Consider the following 23,317-nt stretch of genomic DNA (forward strand, 5'->3'; position numbering starts at 1 on the left):
CCGCCGCCCTACCCGGACTTTGCCTGATTCGGCGGCCGGATACTGTTTTCGACGACCCGGGCCTCGAATCGTTCAACGATCGACTGCACCGCGGGATCATTGCGAATCGACTCTTCGGCCGCCGCCTGACGTGCCTGGCGCTGGCGCTCTTCCCAGGCAGCCGGGGTTTTGCCACCCGCATCGCCCTGCTCCACACGCAGGGTTATGGTGGCGCCAAACCGATTCCTCAACGCCTCGAGAATCTTTTCTTCGTGGCGGGCATTCAGCAACCGGGCGTGGCCTTCGTCTATGGTCAGTACGATTTCATCGCCGTTGCGGCTCATAGCAGCGTTGCTGGCAAGGTTACCCGGCATCCCAACAATGCCCAGGCTACGAAAATCACGCTCCCAGGCAAATTCGCCGGTATCCGGGAGTTCTTCAATCGGTTCGACTGGCGCTGTCGACTCTTTCGACTCTACCGGGTCTACCTGCGGCGCTTCAGCCTGGGGCTCTTCGATGTATTCCGGTTCCGGCGCGACTGGTTCCGGGTCATAGTTCTCAGCGCTGGCAGTCTCGGCTGCTGCCGATTCAGCCGCTTCATCCAGGCTCGCCAGCCAGGCATCATCAGACCCTTCTGGTGCGGGAGCAGGCTGGGAATCCGGCACGGGCTGCGGGGGTTCCGGCTGAGGCTCTGGCGCGGCCAGCTGTTCTGGCTTTGGTTCAGGTTCCGGCGCAGGATCAGGCTGAACATCCGCCGCTTCCTTCTCGGCCGCTGCAGGGCCAGGCTCTGGGTCTTCCCGGGACTCCTGCCCGGCCGATGAAGCCCCGGAGGCCACTACTGGAGGCTCACGGCGGTCCGTACCAGGCCGGAAGGCCAGCATTCGCAGCAGTGTCATCTCAAACCCCATGCGGGCATCTGGTGTGACCGCCAGGTCTTTCCGGCCCATCAACGCGGCCTGATAGAACAGCTGCGCATCTTCCGCGCTCAACCGACGCGACAGGGATTCCACCTGCGCAGCATCCCCAAGGGCATTGTCCACACTGCCCGGCACCACCTGTTCCATGGTCACCCGATGGAACAACGACAACAGGTCCGCCAGGATCACGCTGTAATCCGGCGCAAAATCGGAAATGCGATTGATTTCTGACAGCAGCGCAGGCCCGTCGTCTTCCACCAACGCGTTCACCAGATTCTCAATATCGCTCTGGTCAATCGTGCCCAGCATGTTGCTGACGTCACTGCCACTGAGCGTCTGGTTGCCGAATGCAATGGCCTGATCGGTCAGGCTCAGGGCGTCCCGCATACTGCCGTCCGCGGCACGAGCCAGCAGCCACAGGGCCGGTTCTTCGAAGGGAATGCCTTCCTGGGTCAGCACGTGGCGCAGATGCCCCGCAATGTGTTCAGGCGTCATCCTCTTGAGGTTGAACTGCAGGCAACGGGACAACACGGTAACCGGCAGCTTCTGGGGATCCGTTGTCGCCAGCAGGAACTTGACGTGTTCCGGGGGTTCTTCAAGGGTCTTGAGGAAGGCGTTAAAGGACTGATTGGTCAGCATATGCACCTCGTCAATGAGGTACACCTTGAAGCGGCCACGGGTTGGCGAGTACTGGACGTTATCGGTGAGCTCCCGCATATCGTCCACGCCGGTGCGGGAAGCCGCGTCGATTTCAATCAAATCAACAAACCGCCCTTCCTGAATCTCCTGGCAACTGGAGCAGGTTCCACACGGTGTGGCGGTAACGCCGGTCTCGCAGTTAAGGCTCCGGGCCAACAGGCGGCCAATGGTGGTCTTGCCCACGCCTCGAGTGCCGGTAAACAGATAGGCGTGGTGCAGCCGCTGGTTGTCCAGGGCGTGAATCAGCGCCTGGAGCACATGCTCCTGGCCGACCATATCTTCGAATGTCCGGGGGCGCCACTTACGGGCAAGTACCTGGTAGCTCATGTTCTGCCAACTGCCGTTAAAAATGGGTTCAACCATAGCACGGTCAGGGTGTTAGAAGAAGCCAACAAGACGCAATCAGAGAGGGATAATCAGAGGGGAAATGAAGAATCTGGGGGTGACCCCATCAGCGACACTCCGGCACACAAGTCCACCGCTTCGGCTGCTCCCTTCCGGGCCTGACCGGGTTCACGGTTTATCGTTGCGGAGGCACCAATGGAGCGGTCCCGAGCGAGATAGCGACCACGATGTACAGTTGAAACGCGACCAACTAATTTTAACCCTGCAAAGCACAAAATCCAGCCTTCTGTACCACCTGAATGTATCACCAAAGCCCCCGCTCACGACAAAAGAAGCGTATTGATCCGCATAGCGGACGCCAGAGAAGCCGTGAGCGAATTTGACAGTTCTCTTGAATACACTAAAAGTACACTTCTTACTTTCCATGAAAGGGTTCGAAATGCGCCTGCACCTGTCTTTACTTACATTTTCTGATGGCACTGAAGTCAAGTTAGAGCCCGGAGATACCGTATTTATCGTTGGCCCAAATAACTCTGGCAAAAGCGCCACTCTTAAGGAAATCGACCAGTACATCCAAAACCACCAAGGACAAAGGAATGTTTTACGACATGTGAAGTATGAGATTGTCGGCACTCAAGACGAGCTATTAGAGAGAATCAAAAAAAATTATCGATCCATCCAAAGTCGCGGTGGTCCACTCATGTTTTCTTTGGGGGCAACACGGCTCCAAGAATCGGGTATTCTTCAACAGTCGAGTGCCATTCATAATCAGGGAACCCAATCGCTCAAAAACGTCTTTGTTCAACTACTCTCAACAGAAAACCGTCTTACTGCCGCAAACGCCGTAGAGAGGGTCGACTACGATCTACAGGGTCCCAATCACGCCATACATGAGCTCGAAATTGATGACGGACTTGAAGAAAAGGTAAACCGATTATTTGAAAAAGCTTTCGGCACGTCGATAACTGTCCACCGATCCGCAGGTAAAAATTTACCCCTTATCGTGGGTCAACGACCTGCGCTTGGCGTAGGAGAAGATCGCCTCAGCCAAAACTACCTAAGGCAGATCGCCTCCTTGCCGCGCTTAGAAACGCAGGGCGATGGCATGAGAAGCTTTGTAAGCATAGTTTTGAACACTCAGATCGTAGAGAAGGATATAACTCTCATCGATGAGCCGGAGGCTTTTCTACATCCGGTTCAGGTCCGTATGCTTGGAGGGATCCTTTGCAGTCGAAGCCTGCCAGATAGCCAAGCTTTGATATCTTCCCACAGTGGGGAGTTGCTTAGATCGGCAATCGCCCAGCCCGAAGCAAAAGTGAAGGTAATCCGGCTTCAGCGAAGCGGAGACGTGAACCACACATCTCTTTTGAATAGCGAGGAACTAAACAGACTTTGGGAAGACCCGCTCCTACGACACTCAAACATCTTAGACGGGTTATTTCACCAAGGAGTTATAGTCTGCGAATCTGACTCAGACTGCCGTTTTTTCTCCGCTCTTCTAGAAGAATCATCTAGGTCAAAGTCAACCTATCCCGACGTTATGTTTGCCCATTGTGGTGGAAAAGATCGGATGGAAGTCGCCGTAAATGCACTCAGAGCATTGAATGTTCCCGTCAAATCGGTCTGTGACATCGACCTCGTAAGAGACAAACACACAGCAAAGAAGCTATTTGAAGCTCATGGAGGTGATTGGTCATCAATTGAGGCGCCCTGGAACACGCTGCAATCATCAATCCGTGACCTCCAAGCGGAGATTTCTGCGGATATTGCTCGGGTGGAAATTGATAGAATATTCGACGGTATCGCTGGAAATACAGTTTCTCGGAATGAAGTGGAAAATATTCAGAAAGTTCTCAAACGTGCATCGCCGTGGAAGAGAATAAAATCTGACGGTGAGAGCGCCATTCCAGCGGGCGACCCCTACACAGCTTTTAAAGCAGTTCTAGATGGCTTCACGAATGTGGGCTTACACATTCTGTTAGTCGGTGAGCTGGAAGGATTTGTTAGGACGATAGGTGGACATGGCCCCAAATGGGTCAATGCTGTATTTGAAAGGCACGACCTCAACGATAATGAACTGGCAGCTGCACGACTATTCATTGAAGAGGTTTGTTCTGACTTCTTTTAAACCAGGTTCTTGGAATGTGAAAGTATTCGTGCCGAAAACTACTTGCACTAGACGGCACTCCATAAACCCATGGCCGCCGCAACTGCTCCAAGAATGTATGGAGAATAGTAGGACATTAGGCCCTGCCGAAAGAATAAAGCCTTTAAATAAAGTTTTGCTACCAAGATTTGTCCTGTGGGTCCCGTGATATCAATGCTCACGCCATTATAATTTTCTTCTCGATGGAGCTTTTTGAGATTCTGTCCCTCTGTTTTATGTGTAATACGTTTATCGTAATGAATTTCTTTTTTCGGCTTAGCGAAGACGATTCCTCTCACAATGAATCTTTCCCTCTGACCCGGCGATACTTCAGCATTATCGACAACGTAAGAGTGCACGCAAGGCGCATTGGAAAAGCTTTTGATGTCCTCCTTGATTTGATCTCGCCCTTCCTCTCTCCATGTTTGCCAGTACCTAAAGTAAAACCACAAGAGAGCAACCCAGACTGAAAGAGCAAGTACCCATAATCTCGTGAACTCAACATTAACCATGGGTAGCTTTAGGTCAGAGCCCACGACAGTGCCTCCCCCCGCATAGTAAAGAATAATAACAACGGAAAGCACCACTAGATTGCGCCGCTCCGGTACTGAATCGGAGATCCCCATTACTGAACTCTCACTTCGTTAAAGGTCTGCATTCTCAGGCGCACCAATCAAGTTTCTGTCCGGTGCCGTTAAAGGAACTACCAGTTCACTACTTATCCAGCTCATCTCCCATGGCTTCATAACGTATTGGTCAAGGAGCCTCTTATCGACAACCGATTTCCAACACTTTGAGGTCAGCCAGCCGTGTTGACGTGAAACCCCTCTCGCTCGTAAATACTCACTATTTCGGGCACCGGTAATCATTTTCGAGTGATTGTGATTTTATAGTTGTATGCGGTTAGGCGCTTGTTCGCTTGTAGAAGCGGTTTGATTGCTTCGAGAACGAGATCCTCGGCATGCTCTTTGATTACGTCGCTCCTAATTGGAAGTCCACCAATGATTTCTTCAATTTCCGGGTTTGATTTCAACTGTTCCACATGCACGTGTAAATTCTTTAAATCCGGATCGTTGACCGTTGCGGATAAAGCCGTGAATGACACATTTTTTTGGTTCGCTTGCTCTTCAAGCAGTCGAGTCTCAGCAAGGATTTTCTTCGTTTCAGCTTTTAACTTGCCAACCTCGTGATGTTTCTTCCTTTCCCTTGTGACCCATGTGTAGGTCGTCGCCGAGACGCCAAAGAGAGCGATTAACTGACCGAGCAAGGGGAAGTTGTCAGCAGCCGCTGTTGCCAATTCAAATATTTGGCTTCCAGTGCGGATGCATGTAATAAAGATACTATCTGATGCAGGAACCCCTTGGAAAAATGGTCTCATCGATTCCCTGATGCTCCTAAGCTCCCTTTCTTTTTGTTTCTTTTGCTCTTCCTCTTCATTTCTTTCTGAACCAAAGATCCCGAAATCTTCACTTTCAGGCTCTTCACCTTTGACTTGCTTTTCCCTGTAATTAACTAAGAAAAACAGGTTGTTATAAGCGGCGTTGAGCGTAGCAAGTACGAGAGAAGTGTTATAGGGAGAGATATCTCCCCCATCGATTTTCACCTCTATTCTCTCTTCCGAATTCTCGTCTACCCTGTGTTGGCTGGAGCTGTATTCATCCCGGAAAATCGCCTGTTCAAGCTGTGATGACCCAAGCTGCATAACTAGAACACCGATTTGTGATCGGCTACTGAATACACATTCGTCCAAGTTTGATTCGAAAAGACTCGCTTGCTGTAGGTTGGCTCCTTCTAGACACGCTCCTTGGAGGTCAGTGCGGAAGAAATTTGTTCCTTGCAATTGCGCGCCCGTGAAATCCGCGCCCTCGGCACTTGTTTCGGTAAAGTTTGCGCCGTTTAAGATTGAGTTTCGAGCCACCGCGTAGCTAAAATTCGCTTTGCAGAAATCGGCGAGTGCAAGATCGGCTTTTGTAAAGAAAGCGCCGGTAAGATTTGATTCCGCCAGTGAGGCTCCCCTGAGATTGGATCCAATGAAAATCGCATTCGAGAGATTTTGACAAGAAAGATCGGCTTCGCGTAAATCGACGTCAGTGAAGTCAGCCCGCCTCCCATCTGGCGAGCCTCGTAGCCAAATTGCATGAGCTTTCAGCACTTCTTCCAACCGGGCAGAGTCCATACTCAAACTTCTCCATGTGATTCTGATGCTCAGCGTTTAACAGCACCTTGCCACTCTCGGGTTTTATGTGGGGATGCCTGAGTGCCCTTCCGATAGCTCAAAGTTTTGAACATCCAGGTTGTCAGTTAAATATCATTGAGGAGAAGTCTCGCGGCTTTAATGTCGATACTGGCTTTTTGACCGTGCTTCGCCAAGAGATCTAGCAGCCCACCGCCGTCTATGAGTGTGAGGTTCTTTCCGTCTGCGAACTGATAGGCGTCAGGCCCATAGTGGGAGGTCGTGACAAGAATCCCGCGATTGGCGTTCTCGTTCACAACTGTGCCGTATAGGTCTCTGACCGCGCTCACACCCACAGTATTGGTATATCGCTTGGCCTGAATGACAATCTTGCCACCACGAATTGGGTCAGGATCCAATGCAATCGCATCGACACCTCCGTCACGCGAGCCTTTGGTTACCTTTACCTCAGCACCTGGCCCACTGAACTCGTTCGCAAAAATCTCTCTAATCAGATGCTCGAACTCCTCCCAATGCATGGCTGCGAGGTTCGTTCCCTCATCAACGCCACCAACCACTTCCCTCGACTCAACGAAACGAGAGTCTTCAAAGTCCAACTTAATCTTCGGAGGAACTGCCTGGACTGCTGCAAGACTTGAGGCAGAGACACCTTTAAGGCGCCGAAAGCACTCCTTGGGATCCACAAGTTCAAGATTGATTGCGAGAAACTCTTCTTTCCAAGCCTGGACTGACAGGATACAAGAGCGACCTTCAATCCCTGTCGCCTTATCTATAGCGGTAACGAATCCATTGAATACGATTCCTTGGATGTTATCAGGCTCATCGGCTTCCCAAATTTCATGCAATGTCCGGAGCGCTATTTGGTAGCAAATCCTGTCGTAGAGTGCTTTTTTCTGAGCCTCAGTAATGTGTTTTTCAACGAATTCATCTCTCGTCTTAACGTACCTGACCTCTTTCAACGTAGGCACGGAGTCCGGTGAAGGAAGCTCGTAGTTGAGAACCAACATGCTCTCATCAGGCCGATAGCCAAGCTCAAAATCGACGTTTACCCAATCCGGATACTTTGAGTTGTTGAGAACCATCTCAGAATGCTCGTGAATAGCTTCTGGATCTCCCTTACGCCAGCTCTCCTCTAATTCGGCTATTACCTTGTCCTTACGGCTGTTTTCCAGATTGTATTTGTCGCGCGCATGGAAGTATTTAGTGCGCTCATCTTCGAAGCGAATCCTAAGATCGTCGTTCTTCTCTTTGACTCGGGAAATCTTGGACTCATAAGCGCTCATAGCCTTCTTCCAGCGGCCTACAGCTTCCTCCTCCTTTTTTGCCGCCAAACCCGGGATGAGCTTGTGATACCACTGAACACCTGAGCGGAATTCAGGGTCAGACTCCTCTGGTATCGAGGGGTCACGATATCGGTCGAATTTTACTGGTTCACCTTGACCATTATATTTGACCTTGTTCAACGAACCTTTGGGCTGCCGAAACTCTGGATGCGTTCGTAAATGTGACCAATCGACGGCGTCGTCAACATCGAGAGTCGCTTGCAGCAAGCGCTCACACTCCTCAAGCACTCTTGCCGCTTCCTGCGTGTCTGTTTCCGCCTGCTCTGCGTTACGCTGCTTTGCTCTTTTTTCAAGCAGGGCCTGGTACTTTTCATCCCATTTCTGAACCTGCTGATCCAGTTTGCTCTGTAGCACGGATGGATCACGGCTTTTTAGTTCCTTTTTCTCTTTGAGCCCGCCATGACTCACAAACACTGAATACGACAGAACGGAGGTCTGCCGCGCGTTCCAGTTTTTGACAGGTCCGCGAACGCTAATCAGGTCTTCTTTAGTCATGTTGTTGTCGTCCTTGCATATCCGGGTTGAGCTTAACGTTAATCAGATTTAATGCAGATGTGAAGAGCAAACACTCTGAGGGGTACATTTCCTTTTATTTTGACGGAAGTCGTGATGCCCCGGATCGAAAGAATGGACGCTGTCTGATTTAAAAACGCCGGAAATTTTTAAGTGCGGCTTTATATACAAAGCGCAGCCGAAAATCCCCCCGTGGGGGTGGGCAGCGAGTATGAGTCGAGAGAGGAAAGCGAGTTCTTTGGGTCACCGGCAAAAACTTTAAGGCCTCCAGTTCTTCCCGATTTCGGTGCCTGAAAGAGCCGAGCCGCCGAGGGGCGACACGAACTACTTCGTTCCAGCTCAAGATCTCCGCTTTGAGAGGCTTCTCATCATACGTACTGTCAGAGGTTTTTGGGCGTTCTCATAGTCAAGCTTGATGCCGTTGCAAAGCTCTCGAAGCCGTTCGGTAGACTCATAAAGCTGACTGCCGAGTGAGGAAGCGAAGGGGGTATTCTTGGGCCGCCTGACTTGCTGCCCGGCGTTACTACGCTGGAAGCCGATAAGGGTCTCGATTTGTCGACTCCACATCTTTGCCAGCGTGACCGTTAGCTCCCCGGAAGCTAAACACGATGCGGGCAACTGATGGACAAACGCCTCTTTCTCGATGACGATCTCGCACTCGTCAAGGCCGTACAGGATTTCCATCCCTGGCTCGTCGATTAACACCCCATCCATTGATTCAATTTTAGCCATAGCCAGTGGGATTACTTCCAATAACCCTGATATGGCTTGGTTCACCAAAACTGCGGCTCTGGCCTCGCGTTCAAATTTCTCTAGTCGTCGGATGCGTCGTTCACTTAAAGGGATCCACAGCGCGACCACAACTGCAAAGGTTGTAGCCATAGCAGATATCGCTGACCAATTGGTTTGACAGTCACTTCCACATACAAACTCCACTATTTCATTCACTTTTGTGGCTTCCCTCGCCTAAAGAAATGCTTGGAACCTACTGAAATATCCCTCACCGCTGTTTCAAGTCTCACCAGAGAAAACAGGATAGCAGTTTGCAGATATCACGCCCTTGGTCTTGCATGGGTATGCATCAACTAAACCGCCCGAAGTGGTCTCCAACACCGGTTTAGTAATTGGCATTGACAACCCAAACGATACCGTTATTATGAAACCACCCTAAATAAACCGCAGGAGAATGCGCTGATGTTTGTTCGTGCCTACCTGAGAGCCTCTACAGACCAACAAGATGCAAACCGGGCCCGCGCAGACTTAGAAGAGTTCGCAGCAAAGGAAGGGCTTAAGATCGCGGCCTTCTACGTTGAGAATGAATCCGGAGCAAGTCTCAAGCGACCAGAGCTTTTTCGCCTGCTTTCTGATTGTCATCCGGGAGATATACTCCTTGTTGAGCAGGTAGACCGACTGAGCAGGCTGAATGCAAGGGATTGGGAGCAACTCAGGTTAGAGATAGCCAGCAGAGGAGTTCGGGTGGTTGCCCTAGACCTTCCAACCTCGCATAAGTTACTGGATAAAAATGACGAATTCGCCACGCGAATGATGGAAGCCATAAATGGGATGATGCTGGATATGCTGGCGGCAATCGCGAGAAAGGATTTTTCGGATCGGAGGCGAAGGCAAGCCCAAGGCATCGCCGAAGCCAAGGCGAAAGGAAAGTACAGAGGGAGACCGGTAAACACCGAGCTTCGCCGGAATATCAGCAATATGCTCGATAAAGGGCACACCTGGTCTGAGGTCGAACGGATTACAGGCGCATCTCGGGCAACTATCGCCCGGGCATCTAAGGGCTGATAGTGCCGCTTGATGGGGGCTTCAAAGCCCCTTTGAGTTTGTCATGGCCCCGCTCTCAATGGTATGGACTCCCCCGTCAGGCTCCGTCCAAGTTCCAGACCAAAGTTCTTGTTAACCCGCAACTGCATACCCCCCCCCTCTCAGTGTCACTGAATATGGCTTTGTGGACGTTCAAGCTTTGCGGTTAGTCATAGTTCCGTCGCAATCACTGATAAGAAATTTCAAGGGAAACACTATCGGATCAATTGGTGGGCTGTGTTGGGACAATTGTTAATGATTTCGGGTCGATCCTATAGGCAGAAGAATCTGAAATGCCCTACCGCCGGGTCAGCCTCAATTTTGGGTCACTCCTATAGGGTAAACCCGTCGATTTTTTGCATTTCCAACTCCGCACGAATGTTCGGGTCTACACAGTAGTATAGAGACTCGCGAGCTTTCCGATTTCAAGTGGGTAATGATTTTTTTGGGCCTACTCCTTCGGGGTAAGGCATCGCGACTCTCACGCCCTGGCGCAATCCCTCTGCTTGCCCCTAAGGGCCCTCTCCTTCTTTGAGGGTCTGTCTTTCAACCATCCTACTAACCAATTAAGGAGCTCATCTATGACAGAAATCCGCCACAGTAAAAGACGTCCGGGACGAGTTGTTTATCCCACAAGCTACTGCCCGCAGTCCTTCCATGCCATGAAGACGATCCAGACAGGCATCCAGAGTAGCTGCGGCATCACTTTCTCCATTTCGGTGATAGCTCGCGCCTTGGGTCTTATGACGGCCCAAGGGATCCCAACCACTGACCCTCAGGAGCTATTGAGTTTCTGTCGGCATTGCGCCAGCAGAAGAAAGAAGCGCAACCAAAGGAGTGACAACCATGAATAACCCTTATGGACGCAGAACCAGGCACGAAATCATTCATCAACAAATATCACGCCCCGGAATGCGCAGACGAGTGAATGCCATGTGTGTTGATTGCGTTTATGACCCATCGGTGCCCGGCAATTGGCGGCAACAGGTGAGCGCGTGTGGTGTAACCGAATGCCCGCTCCATCCAATCCGGCCCCGGAGCTCGTCCGAAGCCTCCGAATAGTCCCGCAGTAACGCAGCGAAGGGCCAACACGCGCCCGCAATAAATTCTATCCCACCTACCCCGACCCATTGGCCATCTTTGGCTGATGCGCCTCTGTGTGGCCGTTAGGAAGCCTCATACGGCGGCTCGTCGGGGTGGTGGTCAACCAAGGAAACACTATGACCACGGAACATGAAAACCTCGAAATACCAGTAGTTATTGCAACAGATGGAGCCTGTATTGGTAACCCGGGCCCCGGTGGCTGGGGCTTTGTCGTAATGACCACTGACGAGCTGGGAGTCCTTAGCGTTACCTCGGGCGGTGCCCAGCACACCACGAATCAGCGGATGGAGCTAGAGGCCGTCATCCGTGCTCTAGAGGCGCAACCGACTGAACAGCCGTTATTGATTCTGACCGACAGCGAGTACGTGCAAAAAGGAATCACAGAATGGCTTCACAGGTGGAAGCGACGGGGCTGGAAGACCGCCAGCAGGAAGCCAGTAAAGAACCTGGACCTCTGGCTACAGCTGGATTCACTGAATCAGGCTCGGTACGTCCGGTGGGAATGGATAAGGGGCCATTCCGGGCACATTGGCAATGAGGCTGCAGACCGAGCTGCTAAATCAGAAGCAATACAGCGGGCCAATAAAACAACACACAACGAGGAGGCTCTGCAAAAATGACCGACATTCAGCCCGTGGTTTACTACCGCCCCCAACATAACTGGAAGTTACTCGACGGGGACGGTACTCCTTTACCAACCATTACTATCAACCCATCTAGGGAGCGGCGGGGCCTGTTTGGAAGACCAGTGGACGAGTTAGCCGCGCCTTTGACCAGAGGTAGAAGGCATGCCGAAAAGTATACGCAATCGTTGGCTGCCATCCTCCTTCCGTTTTTCTGGGAATTCCAGAACTACTATCACTCTACGGAAGGTGGAGGGGTTGCCGCATGCTTGCCCTCTTCCCGAAGTGCGTTTCAGTGTCCCAGCCGATACAGACCGAATCGAATTGGCTTCACTCCATGGGTGACCGTTCTCCGGTGGCTCCAAAGCCAGGGCTTTCTGGTCAAGGTTGCCGGCGGCTGCAAAGGCAAGGAACATTTTCAGGGACTGACCGCCGCTTACAAACAAACCGCCCAACTCCAGGAATGGTTCCGCGACCACTACGAGGCTCTCGGCCCCGACCACCTGGACACTCGTTATGAGCCCATTCACCTGAAGGACCGGGACAAGGTTCTGATTGACTACGTAGACAATGAGCACACTGAAGGTTTGCGGAAGCAGATCGACAGCATCAACGAAGTCATCAGGAATCATTGCTTTGAGATCCCGATTGGTGAGGGCCACGCCCGAGTCCACTCTTCAGAGTTGGAGCTCACACGCAATTTCAGGGAAGACTTCCAAAGTGGTGGACGTCTGTCTTGCCCGCTGCAGCGGTTAAGCAAGAAGGATCGTGGACTGTTGCGGATTAATGGCAAAGGAGGCGTTGAACTTGACTACAAGTCCCACCAGGCAAGGATGTTATATCACCTCAATGGAAAGACACCTCCCTTGGACTGCTATGAACATCCGAGCATTCCCCGGCCTTTGATGAAGGAGGCCACGATTCGGGTCATGAACTGTAGGTCCGAACCGCAGACCTTGGGAGCCCTCCGTAAACTGCTTCGGGACGAGCCAGAAACGGATGACCTGCCAACGGGGCCCGAGCTATTGGAGGCGGTATGGGAGTCCCATCCCCTCATCCGGCAAACAATGGAGGATCCTCTCTGGGAGAAACTCCACTATCTCGAAAGCTCCATAGCCGTGAACATCATGGAGAAGCTGACAGCAACGGGTAAGCCCTGCCTCGGCATACATGATTCCTTTGTGGTCGAGGAGAACGACCGGGACCTGTTACGTGCGTTGATGGTTGACGAGTACAGGAAGGTCATGGGCGGTCATTATCCTGTGGTATCAGAGGCCTGAGGCTACTGGTTCAAGGGTAATACTTAGGGGTGGTGGTCTATATTGATGATGACCACCATGCCTAGGTAATGCCTATGAGGCGGGACACTGATGCGGGATACCTAGGGACCACCTATGTCATTAATAGGATCGTGAGACCCCCTGTGCCCCAAGGGCTCAGAGCACAGGCATAATCGTTCTTACTCGTCATTAGCTTGGGGGACCACCGCAACGCCGTGTCCATGAAGGCTATGTTGCTGCACCACTGAGACTTAGGCGGCAAGCCCTCAGTGGTTTGGCTGGTCAACTATCTATTCACACCAATCAGGAGAAGTCATGGTATGTCAGTGGCTAAACATCCAAACGGATATCGAATAGACATTCAACTCAGGAGACACCCAAGATTTAGAAAAATCCTCAAAGGCGTCAATGCGGTTCAGGCGAAGTTGATTCATGACCAAGTCATGTCACAACTCCGACAGGGAATAGCTAAAGAAGAGCTCGATTTCTCAACAAACGATGAGTCAGTTCACCCCAGCTTCACCAGTAGATTCACCTTGGGCGAAGCCTACGGATTGGCTATGGAGACGAAATGGAGAAACAGACAGTCGCTGCACGGCTATTACACTCATGTGGGAGGCAAGACTGTCGCCCGCTTTGGAGGCAAAACGGTCCTCAGCGAGGTTCGTCCGAGAGATGTCAGCAATTTCGTCGATATATGTCTGAGAAAGGGAGAAAGCGCTTCTACGATAAACCACAGACTGGCGCTTCTTGGGCAGCTATGGAAGTTCGCCATCCATCATTGGGAAGTTCCAGGCGTGGAGAAGATTGACTGGAGCCAACATCGTCAGAGAAACCGGAGCAAGGGCCGCAGCCGGGAGATTACACCTGAAGAGCAGAGAAAGATGGCGACCATTCTCGCTTCCTTCGAGAACAAGGGCTCGTCACAAATGGCCCAGGCGATACAGCTAGCTCTATGGACAGGCATTCGTCAGGGCGAGCTACTTGCGCTCGAAGTGGGCGACTTCCAGAGAGACTTCTCACGGCTCTACATACATCGTTCACAAGGCTCGAATACGACCAAGAACGGGAAATCAAGATACATCCCTGTCAGAGGGCCTGTACTGGAACTTGTCGAAGAACTTATCGAGTCCTCGAAGACAGCCAAACGTTCGCGCCTGTTTTACGACCTAGATAAAGAACGGATAAAAGCGTTATGGCGGAAGCTCAGAAAAGCCATGCACCTCGAGAAGGACGTTGAGTTTGTCTTTCACGCTCTCCGTCACACCTCTGCAACCAGACTGACTCGCATGGGAGCCAGCACAAGGCATGTCCAGGAATGGCTTGGTCACGCCGACATCAAGACCACTCAACGGTACACCCACTTAGCCTCTGACGATCTTGACCAGTTGGCGGAGTTAGTGGCTGCGGATGTCCGATGATGGCCGTGTCTGTTCGTGGTCCGGTCTGATTGGACACAATCGGTAAACGACTTCCGGCAGCAACCCCAGCTCATCAGGAGAACGGAAACCAAGAATAAGTAGTCTGGGCATCTAGCCCAAGGTCTTAATGCCATCGAATGACAGCTGGCCCACGACTGGCAATAACAATCCCGGTGCGTAATCTTTGCCATAGCGATTATAAGTGATTCCCCCCGACGTATGCCCCAGCAAAGCCGCTATCAGGCTTTCAGATACACCTGCCTGCTTGAGCTCGTCCGCCACGGTATGTCGGAAACTGTGAAAGTCCTTACGCTCTTCACCGTCTCCAAAGCCAACCTTGGCGCGATAATTGGCAAACCAGCGAGACGGGTTGGCTGCAAACCCATGACGCTTATGAAGACTCAACTCAGGGAATACTCGCTGATGACCTCTGTTCTTGAGACCATCGACGTAGGTCAGGAAGCCCAGCTCCTTGAGTTTTGGATGTATGGGAATCAGACGCTCGGACGCCGCGTTCTTCAGCTTCTGGCCCGGTTTCGTTGCCTGGATGTGCATACAGTCAATGCCATCGATAGAGACAACGTCGTCGACGTACAACTGACACAGCTCATTCAACCTGGCACCGGTGTACAGACCCAGAAGCGGTAGCCAATAGCGATACGCTTTGGGGCTGTCTTTACGCTCGTATGTGGCTGGTGAAAAGAGCCTTCGCAGATCGTCCGAATCAAACCGGCTTCGCAGGCTATTCGTTTTGGTCCTCTGACGAATTTTCAGGCCCTCAAAGGGATTCTTGTCGCAGTACCCCTCCTGAATAGCGTAAACAAACAACGTCTTCAGGTGTTTTACGTAGTGATTGAAGGTGGTCACGCTGATGGTTCTGTCGGCCTGTTCCGCCAATTTCGCCAGAGATTTCTCAGCTTGCTGGGTGGCCCTCGGTGGGAGCTTTAGGGCCGTCTCTCGGAACGTCTGAGCGTCCTTCCTGCTGAGATGGGAAACTGGCACGTCTCTGACTATCCGGACCAGCAACGCGACGACAGAGGCCTTGTCGGCCACGGTCTTCAAAGACACGCCTTCCAGCCGTTGATATTGGCCATACTCGTCCATCACCTGCGTGATTGTTGGGCCGACATACCCTGTCGGAGCCTCAGGCTCACGACGTACGCGCTCCGAGAGAGCGCCAGTGGGCTCGCCATAGAGACAGTCTGACGCCTCTTTTGATGACTCCTGCTTGAAACCAATGGCTGACGTGTCCGGCCTAGTGCCCTGAAATGCCTCGGTAAACAATGACTGAACCTGCCGCAGTAGTTCACGGCTTTGTATCAAGGCATGTCGTTTGGAGCGCGTGCCAAGCGAACGTCTGATTTCACGACAACCTACGAGTGTGCGAATCGACTGAGGAACGGCTATCCGGAAGTACCAGACTGAATGACGAGAACGGAGGAGATAGGAAGGAATATGAGTCATCGGATGTATCACCTGTTTGTATCACTTAGGCGTACATCGCGGAAATATCTAGCGAATCCAGATAGTTAGGAAATCTGGGGGTGACTCCATCAGCGACACTCCGGCACACAAGTCCACCGCTTCGGCTGCTCCCTTCCGGGCCTGACCGGGTTCACGGTTTATCGTTGCGGAGGCACCAATGGAGCCACCATAACGGGCTTTGGGGCGAAATCCCTCCAAAGCGGCGCGCATATTAGCAAAAGGGTTCGGGCACTACAATGGCAACGGCACTTCATCGCAACGGAACCAGCAAGCAATGCTGTAACGGGTACGATGGGCCGGCAACACCTCATGAGGAATTTCCTCGCTCATGAACAGCGCCACCCGCCCTTCCAGTGGCAATACGACGCCACAGACCTCGTTCTCGTTTTCACGATTGTAAATTTGTAACGCGCCGCCGTCGGACTCCTGCCAACCCTCGTTGAGGTACAGCACCAGACTGACAACCCGCGACGCCCTGCCCTGAAAGCTATCCACATGGCGACGATAGAAGTCACCGTTGTGGTAGGTGGCGTAGTGTGCTTCAAACCGTTTCAGTCCCAGGAACAGACGCTCATTCAACCCAAGCCTGACCGACTCAAAGAACTCGAACAATGCGGCCTGAACCGGCGTCACGCCCTGTAGCCACGCAATCTTGTCCCGCCTTACGGATCTGTCCTGAAGCAAGTCCTGGCCACGTCCTACGCCCGCCTTACGCAGTGCCTCGGTCCGGTCCAGTATCTGAACTTCATTGCTAAGGCCCCGTAAGAGGGTCGGCGTTAATTGCACCGACACATCCTGGCTAATCCAGCCATGCTCCGTGAGACCATCGGCTAACTCATCAAGCCACTGATCGCTTCCGGGCGTCGATTCCATGGAACCGACTCCAGCCTGACACGGCTCGGGGACGAGGGCGAGAAACGGATCAATCATTAATCAAACTCCGACTTGGACGATCGATTTTATGATGGTTTCTCGCCGTAAGGACAGTTTTAATTTACCCTGAGTGTAAGGACATGCCGTAACTTTGGCGGCACCTCAGACCGACAATCCATTGACCACCCAGAAAGCTGTAACGAGGCACTACGTGACACTAAAACCCGGGCACTGGTCGTTCACCCGATGGACAACCATCGGGCAACTGGAAGCCATGGAGGTACACCACCCCTTGTTCCGCGCCCGCCTTTTCCTGCAGGGCGCTCACCTTACCCACTTTACCGCCAACAACGAACCTGACTGGCTGTGGATAAGCGACACCGCGCGTTTTGAACCCGGCGTGGCCATCCGTGGTGGCATCCCCATATGCTGGCCCTGGTTTGGGGTGCCCGAGAAAAATCCCCCGGAAGTTCGACGCAGGCTACTGACCGCCAGCGCCCACGGTTTCGCCCGCACGGCAGTGTGGAAACTGGAGGATGTAAGGGAAACCGCGCACGATGTGGAGATCAGCCTGTCTCTCGACGCAAACAGCGACTTTTCCGATGCCTGGAACGGCCGCGCCCGATTACTGATGACCTTCCACTTCTCTGCCGACGGCTGCCAACTGGCATTAACCACCACCAATTCCGGCTCGGAGCCTCTGGCCTTTACCCAGGCACTTCACACCTATCTTCCGACCCCGGACATTTCCAAAACGCTGGTCAGAGGCCTTGAAAACTGCGGATACGTGGATTCCCTGAAAGACTGGAGTTACCACACACAGCAAGGGCCAGTGAACTTCGAGGGTGAAACCGACCGCATCTATGAAAGCGGTAACTCGCTGATCGTTGAAACCCCACCAGGGAACCGGCGCATCACCGCCATCGGCAGTGACTCCACCGTTGTCTGGAATCCGGGGCCGGAGAAGGCGGCACGATTGTCGGATTTCCCCGACGTTGCCTGGCAGTCCATGCTGTGCGTTGAAAGTGCCAATGCCCTTGGCGATTACCGCGTGCTTAATACAGGCCAGAGTCATACCCTTGGCGTTATGATAGGAAGAGAGTAGATACCACATGGGCCTAGCATCGATTCTGAAGTCTCGGTTGATCCCGGCAGAGCTGGAGAACCACATCAATCGCATCCGCAAGCCGATTGGTTCTCTGGGGTACGATCCCTGGGGCTATAACAACGAAGTGATGAAGTACGGCTTCTCCCTGACCCGCCAGATCTATGAAAAATATTTTCGGGTGGAAGCCACCGGTGTTGACAAAATACCCTCAGAGGGGCCGGTGCTGATCGTTCCCAATCACAGTGGGCAGTTGCCGGTTGATGGCCTGCTGATCGCCTACGCCCTCGCCTCCCGCGAGAAAAATCCCCGCATCCCCCGGGCGATGATCGAACGTTTTTTTCCGACCGTCCCCTACCTGGGCAATCTGCTGAACGAATTTGGCGCGGTTCTTGGCGACCCCACCAATTGCGCCAAGATGCTGGCCAACGGCGAGGCCGTGATTGTATTTCCCGAAGGCATTCGTGGGTCTGGCAAACTGTATCAGGATCGGTACCAGCTCAAGCGGTTCGGCAACGGTTTCATGCACCTGGCAATGAAATACAAGGCACCCATTGTGCCGGTAGGCGTGGTCGGGTGCGAAGAAACCATTCCCGCCATCGCCAACATCAAACCACTGGCTCGTTGGCTGGGCATTCCCTACGCTCCGGTGGCCATGCCGCTTGTCTTGCCAGCCAAGGTCCACCTGAACTTTGGCGACCCCATGATGTTTGACGATCTGGAAATTCCCGAAGAACAGGTGACGGAGCGGGTGGAACAGGTGAAGGCGGCGATCAGTGAATTGATCGACACCGGACTGAGCGAAAGGAAAAGGCTGTTCTGATGGTTGAAAAAAGCAGACCCCAGATTCTTGTGACGGGCGCAGCCGGGGCCCTGGCCCAACAGGTGATCAATCGCCTGCGGGAAACCTGCAATCTCGTTGCCGTGGATTTCCGTGAGCAGGTTTATCTCGGCGACGATATCCCCAGCTACTGCATCGACTTCAACAAGCGCTCCTTCGAGGACCTTTTCCGGCGTTACCAGTTTGACGGCGTCATCCACCTTGGCCGCATTATGTCGAGCCAACTCACCCGAATGCGCCGTTACAACGCCAATGTGCTCGGCACCCAGAAGCTGCTGGACCTGAGCCACAAATACAACATCACAAGGGTGGTGGTCCTGTCCACCTTCCACGTTTATGGTGCAGTGGCCTACAACCCGGCGCTGATTGACGAGGAAGCACCGCTAAAAAGCGCGGGGTTGAGCGCCGATCTGATTGACTCCGTGGAACTGGAAAACCTGGCTAACATCTATCTTTGGCGCTACCCGGACCTGAACATCACCATTTTGCGGCCCTGCAACATCGTCGGCCCAGGCGTGCGCAATTCCATCAGCACCTTGCTAGGTATGGAGCGGGCGCCGGTTCTGGCCGGCTTTTCACCGATGATGCAGTTTATTCATATTGATGACATGGCCGATGCCATTGTGCTGGCTTACAACAAAACCCAACGGGGGATTTTCAATGTCGCGCCGCAAGACTGGGTGGCCTACCAGCATGCGTTGAAGCTCTGCGGCTGCAGCCGCATACCCGTGCCATCTATTCCCCCCTTGTTGCCCCGGATGATACTGCGCACGCTTAACCTGCGAAGTTTTCCTTCGTATCTGATGCACTTTTTCAAGTATCCTGTAGTCATCGACGGCAGGGCGTTCGCCAGGGAGTTCGGATTCAGCCCCAGGCGCCCGCTAAAAGAAATATTCCGGTTCTACCGGGAAAACAAAAAACCGGTGTAAACAATGGCGCATAACGCAGGACGCGAGCCATGCTGAATGATTTCAGCCTGATCAGTCATTCCGCCGCAGCCATAGCCTATGGACTGCTGGGGCTGGTTATTGCCACGCGATACTTTCGGCGGGATATCGACCGCTCACTCGTACTCGCCTCTTTCGTTACCCTGATCTGGGCCGGGTCGCTGATCACCCAGAGCCTATGGGGAACACCCGGATTTTTCATCCGTTATACGCTTGAGCTGTTGCGGGACGCGGCCTGGATAATCGTGCTTTTCGCCCTGCTGCGGGATTCCTTCCGCACCGCTAACCTGGTTGGTCGCCTGCGTCGCATTCTGGCAACCGCCACGGTTACCCTGGTCGTCCTGCTGCTCGGTTCCGGGGTTATGGAATACGCCTTCGGATTCACGATCCTCGATGGTAAAACCAAAGTGGTTGGCCAGATCGCCCTCTCCCTGCTGGGCCTGTCGTTGGTTGAACAGATCTGGCGTAACTCGCTGTCGTTCGGCCGCTCCAGCATGAAGTATGTCTGCATCGCAGTGGCCACCCTGTTTGCCTTCGACTTTTTCATGTACGCCGACGCCCTGCTATTTGGTCAGGTAGCAGACTCCTTCTGGAATGCCAGGGGCCTGGTGAATGCAGTGCTGGTGCCTCTGTTTGCCGTCAACGTCATCAATACCCGCAAACAGCCGGTGGACTTCCAGCTATCCCGCTCGGCGGTATTCCATGCAGGAACCCTACTCCTGGCCGGTGCCTACCTCCTGTTTCTCGCACTGGGCGGCTACTACGTAAAAACCCTCGGCGGTGATTGGGGAGAGGCCCTTCAGGTACTTTTCCTCACCATTGCCCTGGTATTTCTTACCACTCTACTCACCTCGCGGCGCGTCAGATCCCGGCTGATGGTATTCATCAGTCAGAACTTCTTCGACTACAAGTACGATTATCGGGAAGAATGGCTGAAAATGACGCGCGAAATGGCGGACCTCAGCGACTACCCGCCACTACCGGAACGGGTGATCCGCATCCTCACCAGCCTGGTGGAAAGCAACGCTGGCGCGCTGTGGATAAGGGAAGATCAAGGGGACTACCTACTCAAAAACGCCGTAAATCTTGTGACGCCGAAATACACCACCATCGACGCTAACTCAGAACTGGTCCGGTTTTTGAGTGAACGTGAGTGGATTATTGACCTTCGCGAGTACCAGCGCGACCCGGTTGCCTACAACCTACTGGAAATTCCTGACCCCATCTCGAAGATTCCCGACGGCTGGCTCGTCATTCCTCTGTATCTCAGCAACAACCTCTATGGCATCGCCCTGATCGGCCCCCCTTACGCCCGGGTAGAGCTAAACTGGGAAAACTTCGATCTGATAAAGGTTGTCGCCCGTCAAACCTGTAACCTGCTGGCACAGGCGGATGCACAGAACCGGCTCTCGCGAGCCATGCAATTCGAAGCCGTCAGCAAAGCTTCGGCCTTTATGGTCCACGACCTGAAAACGCTGATTGCACAACTCTCGTTACTGGTGAAGAACGCTCCCAGGCACCGGGAGAACCCGGCCTTTATTGACGACATGATCAATACCACCGACCACGCAGTTCGCAAAATGTCCAACCTGGTGGACCACATCCGCAAACCGGCCGACGAGACCTTGGTAACCGAAATTGTAGAACTCAACGAGGTTATTGCGCACCTGGCGGAACATTATTCCCGTCGTCAACCAACACCCCGAGTGGCTGGAACGCCCGGAAAGATCCACATCAACGCTGACCGAGATCAACTCTGCAGCATTCTCGGCCACCTGATACAGAATGCTCAGGACGCCACCCCACCAACCGGCGAGATAACCCTGACCCTCAAAACCGCCAGTGGCAATGTGGTACTGTTTATTCAGGATACAGGGGCCGGCATGACTGATGATTTTATCCAGACCCAGCTATTCAAACCCTTTGAAAGCACTAAGGGGCTGACCGGTATGGGTATCGGTGCCTACCAGGCCCGGGAATACGTGCGCAACGTGGGCGGCAATATCGACGTTACCAGCGAACCCGGCCTGGGTTCCTGTTTTTCTATCCGCTTCCCTCTCGTCCGGCCTGAAGGGGAACAAACGTCGACGAAAATCGAGCCGGAACCGCTGACCAATGGCCAGACCGAGCCACAGCGAGGCGCCAAATAACTGGCGGAAGACAAATCCACCCAAGCTTATCATTGCAAAGTGTCAATGTTCGGTTAAGAATCAAGGGTGGGGATTTTCAACACTAGACCATCACAAGACAGAAAGGGATTTGTAGCCGTTGTGAGTAGACGACTCTTAATAGTAGAAGATGATCCGGGTCTGCAAAGCCAAATGCGCTGGTGTTTCAGTGAAGACCTGGAAGTGACTGTTGCTGCTGACCGGGAGTCTGCCCTGGCAGTCTTGCGCAGAAGTGAACCCGACGTGATCACACTGGATCTGGGCCTGCCCCCCGATCCTGGCGGAGCGTCAGAAGGTTTTCTGTTATTGGAGGAAGTCCTGCGACTGGCCCCCATGACCAAAATCATCGTGGTAACCGGCCGTGAGGATAAGGAGAATGCCGTCAAGGCTATCGGAATGGGGGCAAGCGATTTTTACCAGAAGCCCCTGGACGCCGACATCCTGACTTTTGTTGTCAACCGAGCCTTCAGGCTGGCGGAACTTGAACGTGACAACCGTGAACTGGCCCGCCACCGTAACGGCACTAACATCAAAGGCATCGTTGCGGCCAGCCCTCAAATGCTGTCCATTTGCCGCACTCTGGAAAAAGTCGCACCCACGGATGTGACAACCCTGATCACCGGCGAGACCGGCACCGGAAAAGAATTATTGGCACGTGCCCTCCACGACCTGAGCCATCGGTCAGAGAGACCCTTTGCAGCGATCAACTGTGCTGCGATTCCGGAAAACCTTCTGGAAAGCGAACTGTTCGGCTTTGAAAAAGGTTCTTTCACCGGCGCCACCCAGAGCAAAAAAGGCAAAATCGAGAACGCCAACGGCGGCACTCTGTTCCTGGACGAGATCGGGGACATGCCCATGGCCTTGCAAGCAAAGCTGCTGCGGTTTTTGCAGGAAAGGATGGTCGACCGGGTAGGTGCCGTGAAACCCATCCCAGTGGACGTCCGAGTGGTGTGCGCAACCCACCGCGACGTTCAGGAGCTCATAACCCAGGGCACCTTCCGCGAAGATCTTTACTATCGTATCAGCGAAATCACCCTCGACGTGCCCGCCCTGCGCGACCGGGAAGGAGACGCACTGGTCATCGCGCAATCGTTGTTGCAATCTCTTGGCAAACAGATGGACCGCCCCAACCTCGCCTTTACTGAAGACGCCGTCAAAGGCATCAAGAGCTATCCATGGCCAGGCAATGTGCGGGAAATGATTAACAAAGTGAAGCGGGCCACCATAATGGCGGACGGCAAACGGGTGACGGCTGGCGACCTGGAGCTGAATTGCGACCGGGAAGGCCCCGAAAGCCAGCTGAACCTGCGGCAGGTACGCGAAAACGCCGAGCGTGCCGCAATTATACAGGCACTTCAGTCATGCAGCTTCAATATGGCGCAAGCCTCACGCCTACTGGGCATCACCCGGCCAACGCTTTATAACCTGACTGACAAATACCGGATAGAGGCATCCTCTGAATCGTCGAGTGCCTGAGTAACAGACAGGGAATCCATAACAATACCCAGAAAGGAAAGGA

17 protein-coding genes and 2 other RNA genes are annotated in these 23,317 nt (G+C 53.2%); 10 read left to right on the forward strand and 9 right to left on the reverse strand.

What is annotated here, in order from left to right; translation table 11 throughout:
* Nucleotides 1-8 precede the first annotated feature (8 nt).
* Both dnaX and ffs (AC0B60_RS08680) read right to left on the reverse strand, forming a co-directional pair.
* Nucleotides 9-1,922 (reverse strand): DNA polymerase III subunit gamma/tau, encoded by a 1,914-nt coding sequence (gene dnaX / locus AC0B60_RS08675; RefSeq protein WP_465085606.1) that lies wholly within the window; start codon nt 1,920-1,922, stop codon nt 9-11.
* Between the two features lie 119 nt (nt 1,923-2,041).
* Nucleotides 2,042-2,138: signal recognition particle sRNA small type (gene ffs, locus AC0B60_RS08680), an RNA gene on the reverse strand.
* A gap of 241 nt (nt 2,139-2,379) precedes the next feature.
* Between ffs (AC0B60_RS08680) and AC0B60_RS08685 the strand changes: the two genes are divergently transcribed.
* Nucleotides 2,380-4,068: an ATP-dependent nuclease gene (locus AC0B60_RS08685; RefSeq protein ID WP_465085353.1), complete on the forward strand. Its 1,689-nt coding sequence runs from the start codon at nt 2,380-2,382 to the stop codon at nt 4,066-4,068.
* Between the two features lie 47 nt (nt 4,069-4,115).
* Here AC0B60_RS08685 and AC0B60_RS08690 read toward each other — a convergent pair whose 3' ends face one another.
* The 4 genes from AC0B60_RS08690 to AC0B60_RS08705 form a co-directional block, all read right to left on the reverse strand.
* Nucleotides 4,116-4,712: a hypothetical protein gene (locus AC0B60_RS08690; protein ID WP_465085354.1), complete on the reverse strand. Its 597-nt coding sequence runs from the start codon at nt 4,710-4,712 to the stop codon at nt 4,116-4,118.
* Nucleotides 4,713-4,951: 239 nt separating this feature from the next.
* Complete coding sequence (locus AC0B60_RS08695; protein ID WP_465085355.1) at nt 4,952-6,262, reverse strand: pentapeptide repeat-containing protein; 1,311 nt, start codon at nt 6,260-6,262, stop codon at nt 4,952-4,954.
* Nucleotides 6,263-6,387: 125 nt separating this feature from the next.
* Nucleotides 6,388-8,118: a restriction endonuclease gene (locus tag AC0B60_RS08700; RefSeq protein ID WP_465085356.1), complete on the reverse strand. Its 1,731-nt coding sequence runs from the start codon at nt 8,116-8,118 to the stop codon at nt 6,388-6,390.
* A gap of 357 nt (nt 8,119-8,475) precedes the next feature.
* Nucleotides 8,476-9,018 carry a hypothetical protein gene (locus AC0B60_RS08705; RefSeq protein ID WP_465085357.1) on the reverse strand — a complete coding sequence of 181 codons (543 nt, stop codon included), beginning with the start codon at nt 9,016-9,018 and terminating at the stop codon, nt 8,476-8,478.
* Nucleotides 9,019-9,330: 312 nt separating this feature from the next.
* Between AC0B60_RS08705 and AC0B60_RS08710 the strand changes: the two genes are divergently transcribed.
* The 4 genes from AC0B60_RS08710 to AC0B60_RS08725 all read left to right on the forward strand — a co-directional run bounded on the left by AC0B60_RS08710 (nt 9,331) and on the right by AC0B60_RS08725 (nt 14,379).
* On the forward strand, nt 9,331-9,933 hold the full coding sequence (locus tag AC0B60_RS08710; protein WP_465085358.1) for a recombinase family protein: 603 nt from the start codon (nt 9,331-9,333) through the stop codon (nt 9,931-9,933).
* Between the two features lie 1,238 nt (nt 9,934-11,171).
* Entirely contained in the window at nt 11,172-11,675 is a 504-nt protein-coding gene (gene rnhA, locus AC0B60_RS08715; RefSeq protein ID WP_465085359.1) for a ribonuclease HI, read from the forward strand.
* A gap of 344 nt (nt 11,676-12,019) precedes the next feature.
* Nucleotides 12,020-12,958 carry a hypothetical protein gene (locus AC0B60_RS08720; RefSeq protein WP_465085360.1) on the forward strand — a complete coding sequence of 313 codons (939 nt, stop codon included), beginning with the start codon at nt 12,020-12,022 and terminating at the stop codon, nt 12,956-12,958.
* 320 nt (nt 12,959-13,278) lie between these two features.
* On the forward strand, nt 13,279-14,379 hold the full coding sequence (locus AC0B60_RS08725) for a tyrosine-type recombinase/integrase (RefSeq protein WP_465085362.1): 1,101 nt from the start codon (nt 13,279-13,281) through the stop codon (nt 14,377-14,379).
* A gap of 111 nt (nt 14,380-14,490) precedes the next feature.
* On the opposite strand, the gene AC0B60_RS08730 is transcribed toward AC0B60_RS08725, so the two are convergent.
* The 3 genes from AC0B60_RS08730 to AC0B60_RS08740 form a co-directional block, all read right to left on the reverse strand.
* Nucleotides 14,491-15,843, reverse strand: a complete 1,353-nt coding sequence (locus AC0B60_RS08730; protein WP_465085363.1) for a DUF6538 domain-containing protein — start codon at nt 15,841-15,843, stop codon at nt 14,491-14,493.
* 84 nt (nt 15,844-15,927) lie between these two features.
* Nucleotides 15,928-16,024: signal recognition particle sRNA small type (gene ffs / locus AC0B60_RS08735), an RNA gene on the reverse strand.
* 71 nt (nt 16,025-16,095) lie between these two features.
* Entirely contained in the window at nt 16,096-16,794 is a 699-nt protein-coding gene (locus AC0B60_RS08740) for a 2OG-Fe(II) oxygenase (RefSeq protein ID WP_465085364.1), read from the reverse strand.
* A 94-nt stretch (nt 16,795-16,888) separates the two neighbouring features.
* Between AC0B60_RS08740 and AC0B60_RS08745 the strand changes: the two genes are divergently transcribed.
* The 5 genes from AC0B60_RS08745 (at nt 16,889) to prsR (ending at nt 23,274) form a co-directional block, all read left to right on the forward strand.
* Entirely contained in the window at nt 16,889-17,842 is a 954-nt protein-coding gene (locus AC0B60_RS08745) for a D-hexose-6-phosphate mutarotase (protein WP_465085365.1), read from the forward strand.
* A gap of 7 nt (nt 17,843-17,849) precedes the next feature.
* Complete coding sequence (locus tag AC0B60_RS08750) at nt 17,850-18,665, forward strand: lysophospholipid acyltransferase family protein (RefSeq protein ID WP_465085366.1); 816 nt, start codon at nt 17,850-17,852, stop codon at nt 18,663-18,665.
* Nucleotides 18,665-19,612, forward strand: a complete 948-nt coding sequence (locus AC0B60_RS08755; protein WP_465085367.1) for an SDR family oxidoreductase — start codon at nt 18,665-18,667, stop codon at nt 19,610-19,612. Before AC0B60_RS08750 ends, AC0B60_RS08755 begins: the two co-directional genes overlap by 1 nt.
* Nucleotides 19,613-19,641: 29 nt before the next feature.
* A complete protein-coding gene (gene prsK, locus AC0B60_RS08760) occupies nt 19,642-21,780 on the forward strand; it encodes an XrtA/PEP-CTERM system histidine kinase PrsK (protein ID WP_465085369.1) in 2,139 nt (712 codons plus the stop codon).
* A gap of 120 nt (nt 21,781-21,900) precedes the next feature.
* On the forward strand, nt 21,901-23,274 hold the full coding sequence (gene prsR / locus AC0B60_RS08765; protein ID WP_465085370.1) for a PEP-CTERM-box response regulator transcription factor: 1,374 nt from the start codon (nt 21,901-21,903) through the stop codon (nt 23,272-23,274).
* Nucleotides 23,275-23,317: the final 43 nt, after the last annotated feature.

The sequence above is a fragment of the Marinobacter sp. V34 genome (assembly GCF_055524115.1).

What these genes read in the sequence shown, in the direction of transcription:
- dnaX (WP_465085606.1), bottom strand. Translation starts at nt 1,922, where the DNA reads ATGAGCTACCAGGTACTTGCCCGTAAGTGGCGCCCCCGGACATTCGAA.
- AC0B60_RS08685 (WP_465085353.1), top strand. Translation starts at nt 2,380, where the DNA reads ATGCGCCTGCACCTGTCTTTACTTACATTTTCTGATGGCACTGAAGTC.
- AC0B60_RS08690 (WP_465085354.1), bottom strand. Translation starts at nt 4,712, where the DNA reads ATGGGGATCTCCGATTCAGTACCGGAGCGGCGCAATCTAGTGGTGCTT.
- AC0B60_RS08695 (WP_465085355.1), bottom strand. Translation starts at nt 6,262, where the DNA reads ATGGACTCTGCCCGGTTGGAAGAAGTGCTGAAAGCTCATGCAATTTGG.
- AC0B60_RS08700 (WP_465085356.1), bottom strand. Translation starts at nt 8,118, where the DNA reads ATGACTAAAGAAGACCTGATTAGCGTTCGCGGACCTGTCAAAAACTGG.
- AC0B60_RS08705 (WP_465085357.1), bottom strand. Translation starts at nt 9,018, where the DNA reads ATGGCTACAACCTTTGCAGTTGTGGTCGCGCTGTGGATCCCTTTAAGT.
- AC0B60_RS08710 (WP_465085358.1), top strand. Translation starts at nt 9,331, where the DNA reads ATGTTTGTTCGTGCCTACCTGAGAGCCTCTACAGACCAACAAGATGCA.
- rnhA (WP_465085359.1), top strand. Translation starts at nt 11,172, where the DNA reads ATGACCACGGAACATGAAAACCTCGAAATACCAGTAGTTATTGCAACA.
- AC0B60_RS08725 (WP_465085362.1), top strand. Translation starts at nt 13,279, where the DNA reads ATGTCAGTGGCTAAACATCCAAACGGATATCGAATAGACATTCAACTC.
- AC0B60_RS08730 (WP_465085363.1), bottom strand. Translation starts at nt 15,843, where the DNA reads ATGACTCATATTCCTTCCTATCTCCTCCGTTCTCGTCATTCAGTCTGG.
- AC0B60_RS08740 (WP_465085364.1), bottom strand. Translation starts at nt 16,794, where the DNA reads ATGATTGATCCGTTTCTCGCCCTCGTCCCCGAGCCGTGTCAGGCTGGA.
- AC0B60_RS08750 (WP_465085366.1), top strand. Translation starts at nt 17,850, where the DNA reads ATGGGCCTAGCATCGATTCTGAAGTCTCGGTTGATCCCGGCAGAGCTG.
- AC0B60_RS08755 (WP_465085367.1), top strand. Translation starts at nt 18,665, where the DNA reads ATGGTTGAAAAAAGCAGACCCCAGATTCTTGTGACGGGCGCAGCCGGG.
- prsK (WP_465085369.1), top strand. Translation starts at nt 19,642, where the DNA reads ATGCTGAATGATTTCAGCCTGATCAGTCATTCCGCCGCAGCCATAGCC.